We start from the raw sequence: 15398 nt of genomic DNA on the forward strand, positions 1-15398 counted from the left end.
GACGGCCGGATTGTTAAGACACCACGCTGCCCGGCACCGTGTTCGTTAAGTCCCTGTCACGGCTGTGTTTTCGTGTGCTCACACGCCCGCGCCGCCGCCCTCAGCGGGCACCTGACGGCGCAGCCTCCTCCTGCGGGGCTCGGGGGCGTGGAGAGCGCGGTTCCCCATCCTCGGCGGCGGCTGCCGCTCGTTCCTCGCACACGGTCTGCCCCGTGTCGCAGAGTCCCGTACGCCCCTGGCCGTTGACCCGGCCTCGCTACCGGGCCGTCACCGCGGAGAGGGAGTCGGCGAAGTTCATCATCGCCGCGACCGCCGCGGCCCCGTCGGCGGCCTCACTCACGCGCAGGGTGAGCGGCTCGGCCGTGATCGCCCCGGTGTACCCGTGGTCGAGCTCGCAGGTCTCGTCCGCGCAGGCGGCGGGTTCCAGGTCGATGTGCGCGGTGGTTCCCCAGTTCACGGACAGGTTGACGCTCAGCACCAGCTCGCTCGGCAGGCTTCCGGGGGTGTACTGGGCGGGGTTGGGGACCACCCGGGTGAGCGCGACCGACTGGACGTTGCCGACCTGGATGCTGTCGGTGGTGGTCGACGCGTGTGAGGCACCGCCCGGCTCGGTGGGCGGGTGCTCGTCGGTGTGACACACCACCAGACGGGTCGCGGTCAGCAGCATGACGGTGATGTGCCGCCGCATCTCCATGGCCGGGTCGAAGGTCGCCTCGTGGTGGACGATGAAGGCTTCGGCGTCCTCGTCCCCCAGGGCCGTGGCGACGGCGTCGATCACCAGAGCGGGGTAGTACCCGCTCCGCTCGATCTCCAGCCGCCAGTCGGTGGACACGGCACGTGATTTCCTCATACCCCTATCCTGCCCTCTCCGGGCGACACTTCGCGACCGGGACGGCCATCGCCCGGGCCAACCCATGATCAGAAGGTCACCCCTCGCAGCCTGCGGGGACCGGCGTCGGGCCGCACCTCGGGGGCCTCGCGCAACCACATGCGCGCTCCCAGCACGTGCGCCCCGGTGGCGTTGACCAGCACCGGGTCCAGGTCCACGTACCCGATCTCGGGGAAGGCCTCGACCAGGCGCGACACCCGGATGAGCAGCTCCTCCAACGCCTCCACGTTGGGTTGTTCGGCGAGCGAGGTCGCACCGGCGGGCAGCCCGAAGAGCAGGGGCGCGGCCCGGACGGCGTGGATGAGGTCGGCCGCGTCCATGTCGGTGAGGGGCGCCAGACGGAAGGCCCGGTCGTCGAGCAGTTCGGCGGTCACGTCGGCCAGACCGAAGGAGACCACCGAACCGAAGGACTTGTTGTCACCCGCGCGGATCACCGTGGGCACGCCCGGGGCGGCCATGCGCTGCACCACGAGGTCGGCCTCCGCACCGAACCGGTCGTGCAGCGACAGGTAGGCGCTACGCACGTCGTCCGGGGTACGCAGGTCGGCGCGCACGAACGTGCCGCCCGCCCGGACCCGCAGGTCGGGGGCGTCGGCCTTGACCACGACGGGGTAGCCGAGCTCACCGGCGGCCACGACGGCCTCGTCGGCGGACGTGACCGGGATGTCGGGGTAGGCGGCGATGCCGTAGCAGGCCAGGAGGTCGCGCGCGGCCTCGCTGGAGATCGCCGTCTCCTCGTCGTAACGGCGCTCCCCGCCGAACCAGGCGATCGTGTCGTCACCGGACGAACCCTTCAGCGCGCGGGTGATGGTGGCGCGGGCGCGGGCGCGGTCGATGTCGGGCAGCTCCGGGTGGCGCCCGGGCTTGCGGTCCCGCCACTGGGCGTAACGCGTGGCGTGGGCGAGCGCGCGCACCGCGTCCTCCGGTGAGGGGTAGGAGGGCACCGAACCGCGCAGCGTCTCACCGCGCTCGCCGACGTGGCGCAGCTCCTCGGGGATCCCCTGCCGGGCCAGGTAGGTGGCGACCACCGGCTTGTCCGAACCCAGGGATCGGGCGCGCAGCACGCGGGCGACGTCGTCGCCGATGGGTTGGAGCGCGGGGACGAAGACGACCACGACCGAGTGCACGTCCTCCGCGGCCAGGGCGGTCTCCAGGGCCAGGTCGAAGTCCTCGGCCGTGGCCTGCGGACCGAGGTTGACCGGCTCGTGCGGCTTGAGCCCCTGCCGCACGGCGGCGTCCTTGACCAGCAGCTCCAGGGAGTCGGAGTTGCCGATGATACCGACCCTGGGGCCCTCCGGCAGAGGCTGGTAGGCGAACACCTGGGCGGCGTCGAACATCTGCGTGATGTCGTCGACCCTCACCACGCCCGCCTGCTGGAACAGCGACGTGACCGCGTAGTCGGGCAGTGCGAGCCCGCCCGCGGCGTGCCCGGTCGGAGTGGTCTGGGCGGACCCGCCGCTGCGCACCGCCACGACCGGCTTCTGCTTGGCCAGGCGGCGGGCCAGACGGGTGAACTTGCGCGGGTTGCCGAGCGACTCCAGGTACTGGAGCACGACCTCGGTGGCGGGGTCCTCCTGCCAGTACTGCACCAGGTCGTTGCCGGACACGTCCGCGCGGTTGCCCGCGGAGACGAAGGTCGACAGCCCCATGCCGCGTTCGGCGACGCGCTGGAGGATGGCGCGGCCGAGCGCGCCCGACTGGGAGAAGAAACCGATGGGACCGCGCGGAGGCAGGTCCGGGGAGAGCGTGGCGTTGAGCGAGACCGCCGGGTCGCTGTTGGCGATACCCAGGCAGTTGGGTCCCACGACGCGCATCCCGGCGGCACGGGCGGTGCGCACGAGCTCGTCCTGCCGGGCCCGGCCCTCGGGCCCCACCTCACCGAACCCGGAGCTGACCACCACGAGGCCGTGCACGCCCTTCTCGGCGCACTGCTCGACGACCTCGGTGACGGACTCGGCCCGCACCGCGACGACGGCCAGGTCGACCTGGTCGGGGATGTCGAGCACGGAAGGGTAGGCGCGCACGCCCACGACCGCCTTGGCCTCGGGGTGGACCGGGTAGACCGGCCCCTGGAACTCGCCACCGAGGAGGTTGCGCAGCGAGGTCTGGCCGATGGTGTGGGCGGTACGGCTGGCACCGATGACGGCCACGGACTCGGGGAAGAGCAGGCGGGCGATCGAGCGCGACTCGGCGCGCTGTTCACGGGCCTGCATGACCTCCTTCGCGTCGTCCGTGGGCTGCAGGTCCAGGGTGAGCCGGATGACGCCCTCGTCGAACGTCTGCTGGGCCGTGTACCCGGCCTCGCGGAAGACGTTGATCATCCGGCGGTTCTCGGGCAGGACGTCCGCGATGAACCGGCGGACACCGCGCTCACGGGCGGCCGCGCCGATGTGCTCCAACAGAACCGAGGCCAACCCGCGCCCCTGGTGGGCGTCCTCCACCACGAAGGCGACCTCGGCCTCCTCCGGAGAGACCTTGTCGTAGCGCACCACGGCGACGAGGGAGTCGGAGATGGTGGCCACCAGGGCCACGCGGTCCTCGTAGTCGACGGTGGTGAACCGGCGCACGTCGCGGTCGGACAGCCGCGGGTAGGGCGCGAAGAAGCGGTAGTAGATCGTCTCCGGGGAGAGTCGCGCGTGGAACTCCCGGAGGAGGTCGGCGTCGTCGGGGGTGATGGGGCGCAGGTGCGCGGTGCCTCCGTCGGTGAGGACGACGTCGGCTTCCCAGTGGTTCGGGTAGGACTGCACGACAGCGAGACTAGACGACATTCGGTCGAATCTGGGGAAAGTCCATGCGGGAGGACCGAAATGACCGGGTGCCGGTCCGCCGCTCCCCGCGCCCTTGGTGCGAGCGGTCCGGTCGCGAAGCGCCGTCTGACGTGTCTGGTCATGTACTCGTGGCGCCGTCACTTCGTTACACGCCGCTGATCGTTAACCTGTTAACGTCGTGCGGGCACGGATTCTCACAACTCGGTGGTGGCTGGCGAAATGACACGAGTGGTCGTAATCGGTGACCTCATGACCGATGCCGTCGCGCAGGCGTTCCACCCGTTGGCCCGCGGCAGTGACACTCCTGCGTCCGTGGTCATGTACGGCGGTGGGTCCGGGGCCAACATCGCCTCGTGGCTGGCCGTCGAGGGGGTCGACACGACGTTCGTGGGCCGCCGCGGCTCCGACATCACCGGCCGGACCCGCGAGATGGAGCTCATGGGGTACGGCCTGGACTCGCGCATGGTGATGGATCCGGAGCGGCCGACCGGGACATGCGTGGTCATGATCACCCACCGCGGTGACCGGACGATGCTGAGCGACCCCGGTGCCAACGCCCGGCTCCAACCCGAGGACCTGCCCCGGGACGTGTTCGCCCCGGACGCGCACCTGCACGTGTCCGGGTACACCCTGATCAACCCCGACTCGCGGCGCGCCGCCCGGGTGGCGCTGCGCATGGCCCGGGAGAGCGGCATGTCCATCTCGGTGGACGGCGGCTCCCACGCCCCGCTGGAGCGCGCGGGGGCGGAGCACTTCCTGGAGTGGACGCAGGGCGTACGACTGCTGTTCGCCAACCTCGCCCAGGCCAAGGTGCTGTCCGGCAAGGACGAACCGGAGGCCGCCGCCAGGGTGTTGACCGCGCACTACCCCAACGTCGTGCTCAAGCTGGGCGACGAGGGCGGCCTGTGGGCGTCCAAGACCCGTGAGGGCGTGGTGTCCGCCCCGGCCGAGCCGGTCGATCCGAAGCCGGGGTCGGTCGGCGCCGGTGACGCGTTCATCGCCGGGTTCCTGCCCGAGTGGCTGGCGGGGCGCCACCCGAAGGAGGCGCTGGGCCGGGGGCACCGGCTCGCGGCACGCGCCCTGCACCAGCCGGGCGCCCGTCCCGACCTGGGTGAGGGACAGCCGGTCCGGCGCGGCGCACCGCGCGGACAGCGGCTGCGGTAGGCGGGGTTCCCCGGGCCCGCCCGTCACCCGCCGCCGCGCGGCGGAGCGGGACACCCTCAACCGACACCTGGGGGCGCGGCTCAGCCTCCGCTCGTGGCCAGGGTGAGGGGCAGGACCTCGGGGACCCCGGCACGGCGCAGGAGAGCCGCGCCCACGGTCAGGCTCCATCCCGTGTCCGTGTGGTCGTCGACCAGCAGGACGGGACCCGGCGTGTCCGCCTGGAGGTCCGCCAGCCGTCGGGCCGTCTCGTCCCCCAGGACCAGCTCCGAGTACACCTGCCCCAGGCGCAGGGCGCTGTTGTGCCGTCGGGGCCCCGGGCCGCTCTCGGAGCGGTAGCCCAGTGCCCCGACCGGGGCCAGTCGGCCCAGGTCGCAGAGTCTCCGGGCCAGGTCGGTGATCATCGTCGGCCGGGTGAGCGAGGGCATGGCCACCACACCCACCGGGCGACGCTCCCAGCCCCACGTGGCCAGGACCCGGACGATGCCCTGGAGCACGCGGTCACCGACCGGTTCGTCGGGAGCCTCCTCGGCGAGGATCCGGCGCAGCTCGGTGCCCCAGCCGACATCGGTGAACCGGGCCAGGGCCCGTCCCTCACCCGCGCGCAACTCCTCCTTGATCTTCCCGGACAACGACACGCCCAGGGCGTCCATGCCCGTGGGCCACTGGCGCCGAGGTGTGATCGGGGTTCCGGGCCGGTCCAGGTGGTCCGCGGCCGCCGCACGCCGCCCGGGATCGACGTCGGTGGGCCAGTACTGACCGGTGCACACGTCGCAGCGTCCGCACGGTCGGGCCGCCTGGTCGTCCAGTTGGCGCCGCAGGAACTCCATCCGGCAGGTGTCGGTGGCCAGGTAGTCGAGCATGGCGCCCTGCTCCCGCTCGCGTGCCTCGGCGACGGCGGCGTAGCGCTCGGCGTCGTACTCCCAGGGCCGCCCGGTGGCGGTCCAGCCGCCGCGCACGCGCCGCACCGCGCCGTCCACGTCCAGCACCTTGAGCATCTGTTCCAGTCGGGTGCGCCGCAGGTCCACACGGGTCTCCAGGCGCGCCACGGACATCGGCGCCTCCTCGGCGGCCAGGACGGCGAGGGTCTCGCGCACGGTGGCCTCCGGCGGGAAGGACAGTCCGGCGAAGTACGCCCAGATCTGTGTGTCCTCCCGGCCGGGCAGCAGGACCACCTCGGCCCGCTCCACGCCGCGGCCCGCACGTCCGACCTGCTGGTAGTAGGAGATCGGTGACTGCGGGGCGCCCAGGTGGACGACGAACCCGAGGTCGGGCTTGTCGAAGCCCATCCCCAGGGCGCTCGTGGCCACCAGCGCCTTGACCCGGTTGGCCAGCAGGTCGTCCTCGGCGCGGCGCCGCTCGTCCGGGTCGGTCTGGCCGGTGTAGGCACGCACGTCCAGGCCCTGTTCGGCGAGGAACCGCGCGGTCTCCAGCGCCGCGCTGACAGTGAGCGTGTACACGATCCCCGACCCCTGGATCTTGGGCAGGTGCTCGGCCAGCCAGCTGAGCCGGGCGGTGGGGTCGGGCAGGCGCGCCACGGCCAGCCGCAGGCTCTCCCGTTCCAGGGAGCCGCGCAGGACCAGGGTGTCCTGCCGTGCGTCACCCGCGCGGAGCTGTTCGGCGACGTCGCGGGTGACGCGCTCGTTGGCGGTGGCGGTGGTCGCCAGGACCGGGACCCCGTCGGGCAGGTCGTGCAGCAGGGAGCGGATCCGGCGGTAGTCGGGACGGAAGTCGTGTCCCCAGTCCGACACGCAGTGCGCCTCGTCGATGACGACCAGGCCCGCGCCGGCGGCGAGCTCGGGCAGGACGCGGTCGCGGAACTCGGGGTTGTTCAGCCGCTCCGGGCTGACCAGCAGCACGTCCACCTCCCCGGCGGACACGTCGGCGTAGACGGCCTCCCACGCGGTGCTGTTGGCGCTGTTGATGGTGCGCGCCCGGATCCCGGCGCGCTCGGCGGCGGCGATCTGGTTCCGCATCAGGGCCAGCAGCGGGGAGACGATGACGGTCGGCCCCGCCCCCTCGGCCCGCCGCAGCGCCGTGGCCACGAAGTACACGGCGGACTTGCCCCATCCGGTGCGCTGGACGACCAGCGCTCTGCGGTGCTCGGCGACCAGGGCGTGGACGGCCGTCCACTGGTCCTCGCGCAGCCGCGCCGACTCCCCCGCCAGCGCACGCAGGTGCCCTTCGGCCGCCGCGCGCAGCGCGTCGTCGCGGGCCGGGCCCCCACGGTCACGGGAGGCGTCGCGGCCGACGGGCTCGTCCGGGTCGGTCTCGGTGGTGGGCGCGTCGCCAGCAGATGTCGCCATGCGTTCCTTGGTACCAGAGCGCAGAGACCTCGGAGCGGTTGTCCACAGCCCGGGTTCCCGAACGGTGCGGTCCGGCCCCGTCTCTCCGGGGCCTCCGCCGACCAGCACTTTCGGTAACGACCCGATAACTCCTTGGTCTGCCCGCATTGCCCCGCGGCCGACCTTGCGCCCACACTCGACCCCGATGACCTGGGAGCGCTCCCATTCCCTGTCCGCCACCGGAAGGAATGCCCCCGTGAGAACCCCCCGCCCACCCGCCGCCCCGCCGCCCCGCACCCGCCTGCGCCGCGGTGTGCTCGCCGCCGCGACCGCCCTGGTCTGCACCGCGGCCGTCACGGCCGCCCCGCCGCCCGCCTCCGCCGCGGACGTCCCCGTCGGTGCCGGGGGCTACACGCGGGGCCTGCCCGGGGGAGCCCCCGGCCCCTCGGACCTGAACGGCACGCCGGTCGATCCCAAGGTCACCGACGACTTCGACGGCCCCGCCCCCACCAACGAGTGGTGGTCGTCGCTGATCTTCCAGCGCTACCCGGACAACCCGTACGGCGAGAACCTCTTCGCCCACCCCTTCAGCTTCCGCCCCCACGCCGAGGGGCTGGAGGTCGGCTATCCGGATCAGCACCGGATCGTCGGCGACGGGCTCAAGTACGAGTACCCCCACACCGCCGACCTGTCGATGGGCGTGGACGGCCTCACCTCCCCCGACACCAGGGTGGCCGACCACGGTGACTGGACCGTCACCCCCCAGTGGGAGGGGAACGGGCGGACCCTGCGCGTCACCGTCGGCCAGGGGCTGCCCTTCGCCTACGCCGACACCGCGGGCGGCGACGCGCGGGTCGCCTTCACCGGCGCACCGGAGGTCTGGCACCAGGAGGGGCCGGTCGTCGGCGCCAGCCTGAACGGCCGGCACTACGCCCTGTTCGCCCCCTCGGACACCGCCTGGACCCGTTCGGGCACCACCTTCACGGCCGCCACCGGCGCCGAGGGCCACTACTCGGTCGCCCTCCTGCCCACCCCCGACGACCTGCCCGACTTCGCCCCCTACGCGCACTCCTTCGTCACCGGGTCCCGGGTCTCCTACGAGTACGACGAGGCCGGAGCCACGCTCACCACGACCTACCGGCTGGAGACCGAGCCGCGCGAGGGGACCGAGGACGGCACCCTGACCGCCCTCTACCCGCACCACTGGCGGGCGGCCACCACACCCGTCACGGACCTCTCCTACGCCTCGCCCCGGGGGGAGATGCGCGTCGTGCGGGGAACGGGCTTCACCACCGAGCTCACCACCCAGGGCATCCTGCCCAGCCTGCCGACCGTGGACACGGCCGACCACGACCGCATACGGCTCCTGCTGGACGAGGTCCTCGCCGAGGAGGCGCACTTCCCCTCGCCCGGCGACACCTACTGGGACGGCAAGGCCCTGGGCCGGCTGGCACAGCTCGTCCCGATCGCCGACTCCATCGGGTACACGGAGGCGCGCGACACCCTCCTCTCCCTGGTCAGGAGCCGTCTGGAGGAGTGGCTGACCGCCGGGGGCGAGCGCCGGTTCCACTACGAACCGGGATGGGGCACCATGCTCGGCTACCCCGACAGCTTCGGCGCCGCGACCGAGGTCAACGACCACGACTTCCACTACGGCTACTTCGTCTCCGCGGCGGCCGTCGTCGCCCGCTACGACGCCGACTGGGCCGCCGAGGACGCCTGGGGCGGCATGATCCGCCTGCTCGTCCGGGACGTCGCCGAGACCGACCCCGACAGCGGCATGTTCCCCCGTCTGCGCTCGTTCTCCCCCTACGCCGGACACGGCTGGGCCTCGGGGCACGCCGGGTTCGCCTCCGGCAACAACCAGGAGTCCTCCTCCGAGGGGATGCACTTCGCCGCGGCCACCGCCCTGTTCGGTGCCCTGACCGGTGACGACGAACTGCGTGACCTGGGCGTGTACCTGCACACCACCCAGGCCTCCGCCATCGCCCTCTACTGGCACGACCACGGCGGCGGGACCTTCCCCGACGACTATCCGAACGACATCGCCGCCATGGTCTGGGGCGACGGCGCCGACTACCGCATCTGGTGGGACGGCAGCACGGAGGAGCACTACGGCATCAACTACCTGCCCGTCACCGCGGGGTCCCTCTACCTGGGGTACGACCCCGAGCACGCGGGCCGGTTGCACCAGTCCCTGGAGGACCGGCTCGGCCGCCGACCCGAGACCTGGCGGGACATCCACTGGGAGCAGCTGGCCCTCTCGGACGGCCCCCGCGCCCTGCGGCGCTTCGAGGAGCAGTGGACCTCCTACGAACCCGAGGCGGGCGAGTCCAAGCCGCACACCTACCAGTGGGTGTCGACCCTCGCCGAGGTGGGGACCGTGGACACCTCCGTCACGGCGGACGCCGCGCACTACGCGGTCTTCGACGATGACGGCGAGCGCACCCACACCGCGTTCAACCCGTCCGACACGCCGCTGACCGTGACCTTCTCCGACGGAACGCGACTCGACGTGGAGCCGCGCTCGCTGGCGTCCACCACGGGTGAGGGCGGTGGAGGCGACCCCGGTGACGGGGACGGCGGCGGGGACGGGGACGGCGGTGTGGGGGACGGAACCCTCCACCTGACCCCGACCGGGCTCTCCCTCCTCCCGCACGACCGGACCGGAGAGGTCACCGTGGCCTCCGCCGGAGGCGCCAACCAGGACGGCCGGCCGCCCCAGGACCGGGTGGTCCTCAGCGCCGACGGTCTGACCGGCTCGCACACGGGAGGTTCCACCGCCTTCTCCCTGCCCGTGGACTCCGGCGGCGCGGTCGCCAACGCGGTCCAGGTCCGCGTGGTCTACGACCTGGAGGGCGACGGCACCGACGACCGCGTCGAGACCTACCGCTACTTCGCCACCGACGACCTGGACGGCTGGGAGGACTACACCCACGTCCAGGGGCTGGCGGGCGCCGGGGGCTCCCTCGGCGACCTGGACGGGGGATCCGTCCGCGTCGAGCTGTGGAGCGCCCTGGGCGACGCCCCCTCGGCGGTCCTGACCGGAGCCGAGGGCGGCGCCACCGTCACGATCCCCTTCTCCGGCTGACGTCGGGGGCGGGCCCCGACGGCCCGGGCCCGGCGCCGGGGGCGGTTTCCGCGTCTGTTCGTTCACAGGGCGGAAACCGCCCCAGGCATGCCCAAAACCCCCACAGTCGCACGGGTCACATGCCCCCAACCACGGGCCGACGTACGTTTCAGTCTCTGGAACAGGACAGAATTACGGTCATGGCCCGTACAACTTCCCGTCCCCCCGAGGATCTCGCCGAGAAGATCATCGACATCGACGTCTCCGAGGAGATGCGCGGCAGCTTCCTGGAGTACGCGTACTCGGTCATCTACCAGCGTGCGCTGCCCGACGCCCGCGACGGCATGAAACCCGTCCAGAGGCGCATCCTGTACCAGATGAACGAGATGGGGCTCCGCCCCGACCGCGGACACGTCAAGTGCGCCCGCGTCGTCGGCGAGGTCATGGGCCGCCTCCACCCCCACGGCGACAGCGCCATCTACGACGCCCTGGTCCGGCTCAGCCAGTCCTTCGCCATGCGGGTGCCGCTGGTCGACGGCCACGGCAACTTCGGTTCGCTCGGCGGCGACGACGCCCCGGCCGCCATGCGCTACACCGAGGCGCGCCTGGAGCACAGCGCCGAACTCCTGGTCTCGTCCATCGACGAGAACGTCGTCGACTTCAAGCCGAACTACGACGGCCAGGAGACCGAGCCGGAGGTACTGCCCGCGGCCTTCCCCAACCTGCTGGTCAACGGTGCCTCCGGCATCGCGGTCGGCATGGCCACCAACATGGCCCCGCACAACCTGGGCGAGGTCGTCACCGCCGCCCGTCACCTGATCGCCCACCCCGACGCCACCCTGGAGGAGCTCACCGAGTTCGTCCCGGGACCGGACCTGCCCACCGGCGGCACCATCGTCGGCCTGGACGGCGTCCGCGACGCCTACCGGAAGGGCCGGGGCACGTTCAAGACGCGCGCCACCGTCGCGATCGAGAAGGTCTCCGCCCGCCGCACCGGCCTGATCGTCACCGAGCTCCCCTACAGCGTGGGCCCGGAGAAGGTCATCAGCCGGATCAAGGAGCTGGTGCAGTCCAAGAAGCTCCAGGGTATTTCCGACCTCAAGGACCTCACCGACCGCAACCAGGGGCTGCGCCTGGTCATCGAGCTCAAGAACGGCTTCAACCCCGAGGCGGTCCTGGAGGAGCTCTACCGGCTCACGCCGATGGAGGAGTCCTTCGGCATCAACAACGTCGCCCTCGTCGACGGCCAGCCCCAGACCCTCGGCCTGCGCGAGCTGCTCCAGGTCTACGTCGACCACCGCCTCGACGTGGTCCGCCGCCGCAGCGAGTTCCGCAGGAGCAAGCGCCAGGAGCGCCTGCACCTGGTCGACGGCCTGCTGGTCGCGCTGCTCGACATCGACCGCGTGATCGCCCTGATCCGGGAGGCCGACGACACCGCCGCCGCCCGCGAGTCCCTCATGGGCGCCTACGAGCTGTCCGAGACCCAGGCGCGCTACATCCTGGAGACCCCGCTGCGCCGCCTGACCCGCTTCGACCGGATGGAGCTGGAGACCGAGCGCGAGCAGCTCGACAAGGAGATCGCCGAACTCACGTCCATCCTGGACTCGGACAAGAAGCTGCGCCGCGTGGTGTCCAAGGAGCTCGCCGAGGTCTCGAAGAAGTTCGCCACACCGCGCCGCACCCAGCTGCGCGAGAGCGACGGCGCCGCGCGCGGGGCGGTGATCCCCCTGGAGATGGCCGACCAGGCCTGCCACGTCCTGCTCGGCGTCGACGGCACCGTCGGCCGCAGCAGGGGCGCCACCCCGCCGAGGATGTACGAGGGTCTGCGCACCCGGCACGACGCGATCGCCACGTCCGTGCCCACGACCTCGCGTTCGGACGTCGGCCTGGTCACCGACCTGGGACGGATGATCCGCGTTCCCGTCGTGGAGATTCCCGAACTCCCCGACGAGGGCGAGGAACGCCCGCCCCTGGCCGCCGGACTGGACGTCGGCGAGTTCGTCGAGCTCGACGGTGACGAACGGGTGGTCTCGGTGGTGGCGATGGACACCTCCGGCGCCGGATTCGCCGTGGGCACCCGGGGCGGCATCGTCAAGCGGGTCGCCCCCGACTTCCCGCCCAACAAGGACGACTTCGAGATCATCACGCTCAAGGACGACGACCGCCTGGTCGGCGCCACCCAGCTGTCCACCGGCGAGGAGGACCTGGCGTTCGTCACCTCCGAGGCCCAACTGCTGCGCTTCTCCGCGACCGCCGTGCGCCCGCAGGGCCGCCCCGCCGGCGGTGTGGCGGGCGTCCGTCTGCCGGAGGAGGCGCACGTCCTGTGGTTCGGCGCGGTCCACTCCCCCGAGGACTCGGTCGTGGTGACCGTCTCCGGTGCCTCCCACGCCCTGGCGGGCACCCAGGCCGGATCGGCCAAGGTCACCCCGTTCGAGGCCTACCCTTCCAAGGGCCGGGCGACCGGCGGGGTACGCTGCCACCGCTACCTCAAGGGCGAGGACGCACTGCTGTTCGCCTGGATCGGCAGGGCGCCCGCCCGGGCCTCCCGGGCGGACGGCAGGCCGGTGCGGCTGCCCGACACCAGCGAGCGCCGCGACGGCTCCGGCGAGCCGCTCCCGCGTGCCATCACCACGGTGGGGACCGGACGCACCAGCGTCGGGATCACCACCCCTGAGCGCAGTGTTTGAACGTGTTGCAACACGCCGTGTACATGGGTCTGGTTCCATGTACACGGCCCAAGACCATGAAGACAGGGAGTGACCCACGTGAGTGAGTCCCACGACTCCGCCCGCGCGCGGGGGGCCTTCGACGACGTGTTCGCCGCCAACGACGACTACGTGGCCGAGTTCGCCCTGCAGGGCCTCAAGCCCGTGGCCGCCCGAGGGTTGGCTCTGGTGACCTGCATGGACTCCAGGATCGAACCCCTGGACATGCTGGGTCTCAAGCCCGGCGACGCCAAGATCCTGCGGAACGCGGGCGCCAGGGTGACCGACGACACCCTGCGTACGCTCGTCCTGGCGGTCTACCTGCTGGGGGTGGAGCGGGTCCTCATCCTTCCGCACACCAACTGCAAGATGGCGTCGGTGCCGGGCGACGACGCCGTGCACGACCTCATCCAGGAGGAGTACGGGGTGGACACCCGCAGCCTGGAGTTCCACACCAACAACGACCAGATCGGCGCGCTCAAGCACGACCTGGAGCGGATCCGGCACCACCCGCTGCTGCCCGCGGACCTGCCGGTGGCGGGCGCGATCTACGACGTGGACTCCGGCCGGATCACCCCCGCCGACGTCTGAGCTGCGGCTTCCTCCCCGCCGCACCCGTCCCCCTGGGACCGACGGTGGCGCCCGTGTGTGCGCGCGGCGCCGTCCGGGGATCTCTCCAGTGGGGGCGGATGCGGCGGGGTGTTCCACGAGTGCGCACCGGGCCGTTCCCGCCCCGTGTCTCGTCTGGGAATGCGGTCACCACGGTGGCCGTTGTGATCCGGGACGGCCCCGCCGTCGAGAGGAGCACCGTGGAAGAGAACACCTACGAGATCTTCAACCGCGCACGCATGTTCATGGAGCTGGGCGACCCCATCTACGCCGCCCGCACCCTGGAACCGATCGTCGAACACGAGCCGGACAGCCGTTCCCTCCTCGAACTGCTCGGCCGCGCCTACTTCCACTCCGCGCAGCTGCGGAAGGCCGAACAGACCTTCCGCAGGATCATCGAACTGGACCCGGTCGACAACTGGGCCCACATCGCGCTCGCGCGGACCCTGGAACGCCAGAGCCGCCACGAGGAGGCCTCGACCTACCGGCGTATGCACGCGGCGATGTCCGGCGGATCGCTCGACTGAACCGTCCCGGGCGCGGCTCCGCCGGTCCGGCGGAGCCGCCCGCGACACCGGCACGGCCGGGGCGTACCAGGACGGAGCGTCCCCCGCAGCGGCTACGCTGCTGGGCATGACACGTCCCGAGGCCCCCGGCAGCCCCGACCCCTCTGACGACCCCGCGTGTGTGGACCGTTCCAGCGATCGCGCCCGGGCCTGGGCCGACGAGGCGGTCCGCCGGGTCGTCGCCGACGCCAACCGCTCGGCCGACACCCATCTGCACGTGTTCCCGCTGCCGCCCGAGTGGGGCATCGACCTGTACCTGAAGGACGAGTCGGTGCACCCCACCGGCAGCCTCAAGCACCGCCTGGCGCGTTCGCTGTTCCTCTACGGCCTGGCCAACGGCTGGATCACCGAGGGCACCACGATCGTGGAGGCCAGTTCGGGGTCCACCGCCGTGTCCGAGGCCTACTTCGCACAGCTGGTCGGGCTCGAGTTCGTCACGGTCCTCCCCCGCAGGACCAGCCCCGAGAAGATCTCGCTGATCGAGCGCTACGGAGGCCGGTGCCACTTCGTGGACTCCCCGCCGGACATGTACACCGAGGCCGAACGGCTCGCCCGGGAGACCGGCGGTCACTACATGGACCAGTTCACCTACGCCGAGCGCGCCACCGACTGGCGGGGCAACAACAACATCGCGGAGTCGATCTTCGAGCAGCTCTCGATGGAGCGCCACCCGTGTCCCGAGTGGATCGTGGTGGGCGCGGGCACGGGCGGCACGTCCGCCACCATCGGCCGCTACCTGCGCTACCGGCGGCTGGGCACCCGGATGGCGGTCGTGGACCCGGAGAACTCCGCCTTCTTCCCCGGCTGGGTGACCGGCGCGACCGACTACGCCACGGGGATGCCGTCGCGGATCGAGGGCATCGGCCGCCCGCGCATGGAACCGAGCTTCGTGCCGTCGGTGATCGACCTGATGATGCCGGTCCCCGACGCCGCGAGCATCGCGGCGATGCGGCACCTGCACGAGGTCACCGGCCTGTGCGCCGGCGGTTCCACCGGCACCAACCTGTGGGGCGTGTGGCACCTGGTCGCCAGGATGCTCCGTGAGGGCCGCAGGGGCAGCGTGGTCACCCTGATCTGCGACGGCGGCGAACGCTACCAGCACAGCTACTACGACGACGCCTGGGTGGCCGAGCGCGGTCTGGACCCGGCCCCCTACCGTGCGGCCATCGACCGACTGCTCGGGAGCGGGGACTGGGCACCGCCGAGCCCGCCCGAGAACTAGGTCCCCGGGAGGGCTGGGGCCGAGCGGCAGGCCCCAGGGGGTTTGACGTTCGGGCGTCGGCAGGGTGCTGCAAGACGAGGCAAGCCGCGCAGCGAGGAACGAGCGACAGGCGCCGCCGAGGAT

General features: G+C 72.0%; 9 protein-coding genes. 6 read left to right on the forward strand and 3 right to left on the reverse strand.

Annotation, left to right across the window (positions count from 1 at the left end; all coding sequences use genetic code 11):
• Positions 1 to 256: 256 nt before the first annotated feature.
• Positions 257 to 850 carry a DUF5998 family protein gene (locus ACTVAJ_RS06670; protein WP_470387181.1) on the reverse strand — a complete coding sequence of 198 codons (594 nt, stop codon included), beginning with the start codon at positions 848 to 850 and terminating at the stop codon, positions 257 to 259.
• A 68-nt stretch (positions 851 to 918) separates the two neighbouring features.
• Positions 919 to 3636, reverse strand: a complete 2718-nt coding sequence (locus ACTVAJ_RS06675; protein WP_470387182.1) for a bifunctional acetate--CoA ligase family protein/GNAT family N-acetyltransferase — start codon at positions 3634 to 3636, stop codon at positions 919 to 921.
• 249 nt (positions 3637 to 3885) lie between these two features.
• Here ACTVAJ_RS06675 and ACTVAJ_RS06680 point away from each other — a divergent pair, with 249 nt between their 5' ends.
• Entirely contained in the window at positions 3886 to 4821 is a 936-nt protein-coding gene (locus tag ACTVAJ_RS06680; protein WP_470387183.1) for a carbohydrate kinase family protein, read from the forward strand.
• An 80-nt stretch (positions 4822 to 4901) separates the two neighbouring features.
• Here the strand turns inward: ACTVAJ_RS06680 and ACTVAJ_RS06685 are convergent, their stop codons facing one another.
• Positions 4902 to 7124, reverse strand: coding sequence for a RecQ family ATP-dependent DNA helicase (locus tag ACTVAJ_RS06685; RefSeq protein ID WP_470387184.1), 2223 nt, complete (start codon positions 7122 to 7124; stop codon positions 4902 to 4904).
• 184 nt (positions 7125 to 7308) lie between these two features.
• Between ACTVAJ_RS06685 and ACTVAJ_RS06690 the strand changes: the two genes are divergently transcribed.
• The 5 genes from ACTVAJ_RS06690 (at position 7309) to cds1 (ending at position 15275) form a co-directional block, all read left to right on the forward strand.
• Positions 7309 to 10194, forward strand: a complete 2886-nt coding sequence (locus ACTVAJ_RS06690) for a glycosyl hydrolase (protein ID WP_470387185.1) — start codon at positions 7309 to 7311, stop codon at positions 10192 to 10194.
• Positions 10195 to 10373: 179 nt separating this feature from the next.
• On the forward strand, positions 10374 to 12860 hold the full coding sequence (locus ACTVAJ_RS06695) for a DNA gyrase/topoisomerase IV subunit A (protein WP_470387186.1): 2487 nt from the start codon (positions 10374 to 10376) through the stop codon (positions 12858 to 12860).
• A 78-nt stretch (positions 12861 to 12938) separates the two neighbouring features.
• The gene (locus ACTVAJ_RS06700; RefSeq protein WP_470387187.1) at positions 12939 to 13469 is read left to right on the forward strand and encodes a beta-class carbonic anhydrase; all 531 of its coding nucleotides are present in this window, start codon (positions 12939 to 12941) and stop codon (positions 13467 to 13469) included.
• Between the two features lie 218 nt (positions 13470 to 13687).
• On the forward strand, positions 13688 to 14014 hold the full coding sequence (locus tag ACTVAJ_RS06705) for a tetratricopeptide repeat protein (RefSeq protein WP_470387188.1): 327 nt from the start codon (positions 13688 to 13690) through the stop codon (positions 14012 to 14014).
• Positions 14015 to 14120: 106 nt separating this feature from the next.
• Positions 14121 to 15275: an L-cysteine desulfhydrase Cds1 gene (cds1, locus tag ACTVAJ_RS06710; RefSeq protein WP_470387189.1), complete on the forward strand. Its 1155-nt coding sequence runs from the start codon at positions 14121 to 14123 to the stop codon at positions 15273 to 15275.
• Positions 15276 to 15398: the final 123 nt, after the last annotated feature.

It is taken from the genome of Nocardiopsis sp. KDC1DS13DA1, from assembly GCF_055632325.1.

Bases quoted from the DNA above. Each gene is read 5' to 3' on its own strand.
- ACTVAJ_RS06695 (WP_470387186.1), top strand. From the start codon at position 10,374: ATGGCCCGTACAACTTCCCGTCCCCCCGAGGATCTCGCCGAGAAGATC.
- ACTVAJ_RS06690 (WP_470387185.1), top strand. From the start codon at position 7,309: ATGACCTGGGAGCGCTCCCATTCCCTGTCCGCCACCGGAAGGAATGCC.
- ACTVAJ_RS06685 (WP_470387184.1), bottom strand. From the start codon at position 7,124: ATGGCGACATCTGCTGGCGACGCGCCCACCACCGAGACCGACCCGGAC.
- cds1 (WP_470387189.1), top strand. From the start codon at position 14,121: ATGACACGTCCCGAGGCCCCCGGCAGCCCCGACCCCTCTGACGACCCC.
- ACTVAJ_RS06670 (WP_470387181.1), bottom strand. From the start codon at position 850: ATGAGGAAATCACGTGCCGTGTCCACCGACTGGCGGCTGGAGATCGAG.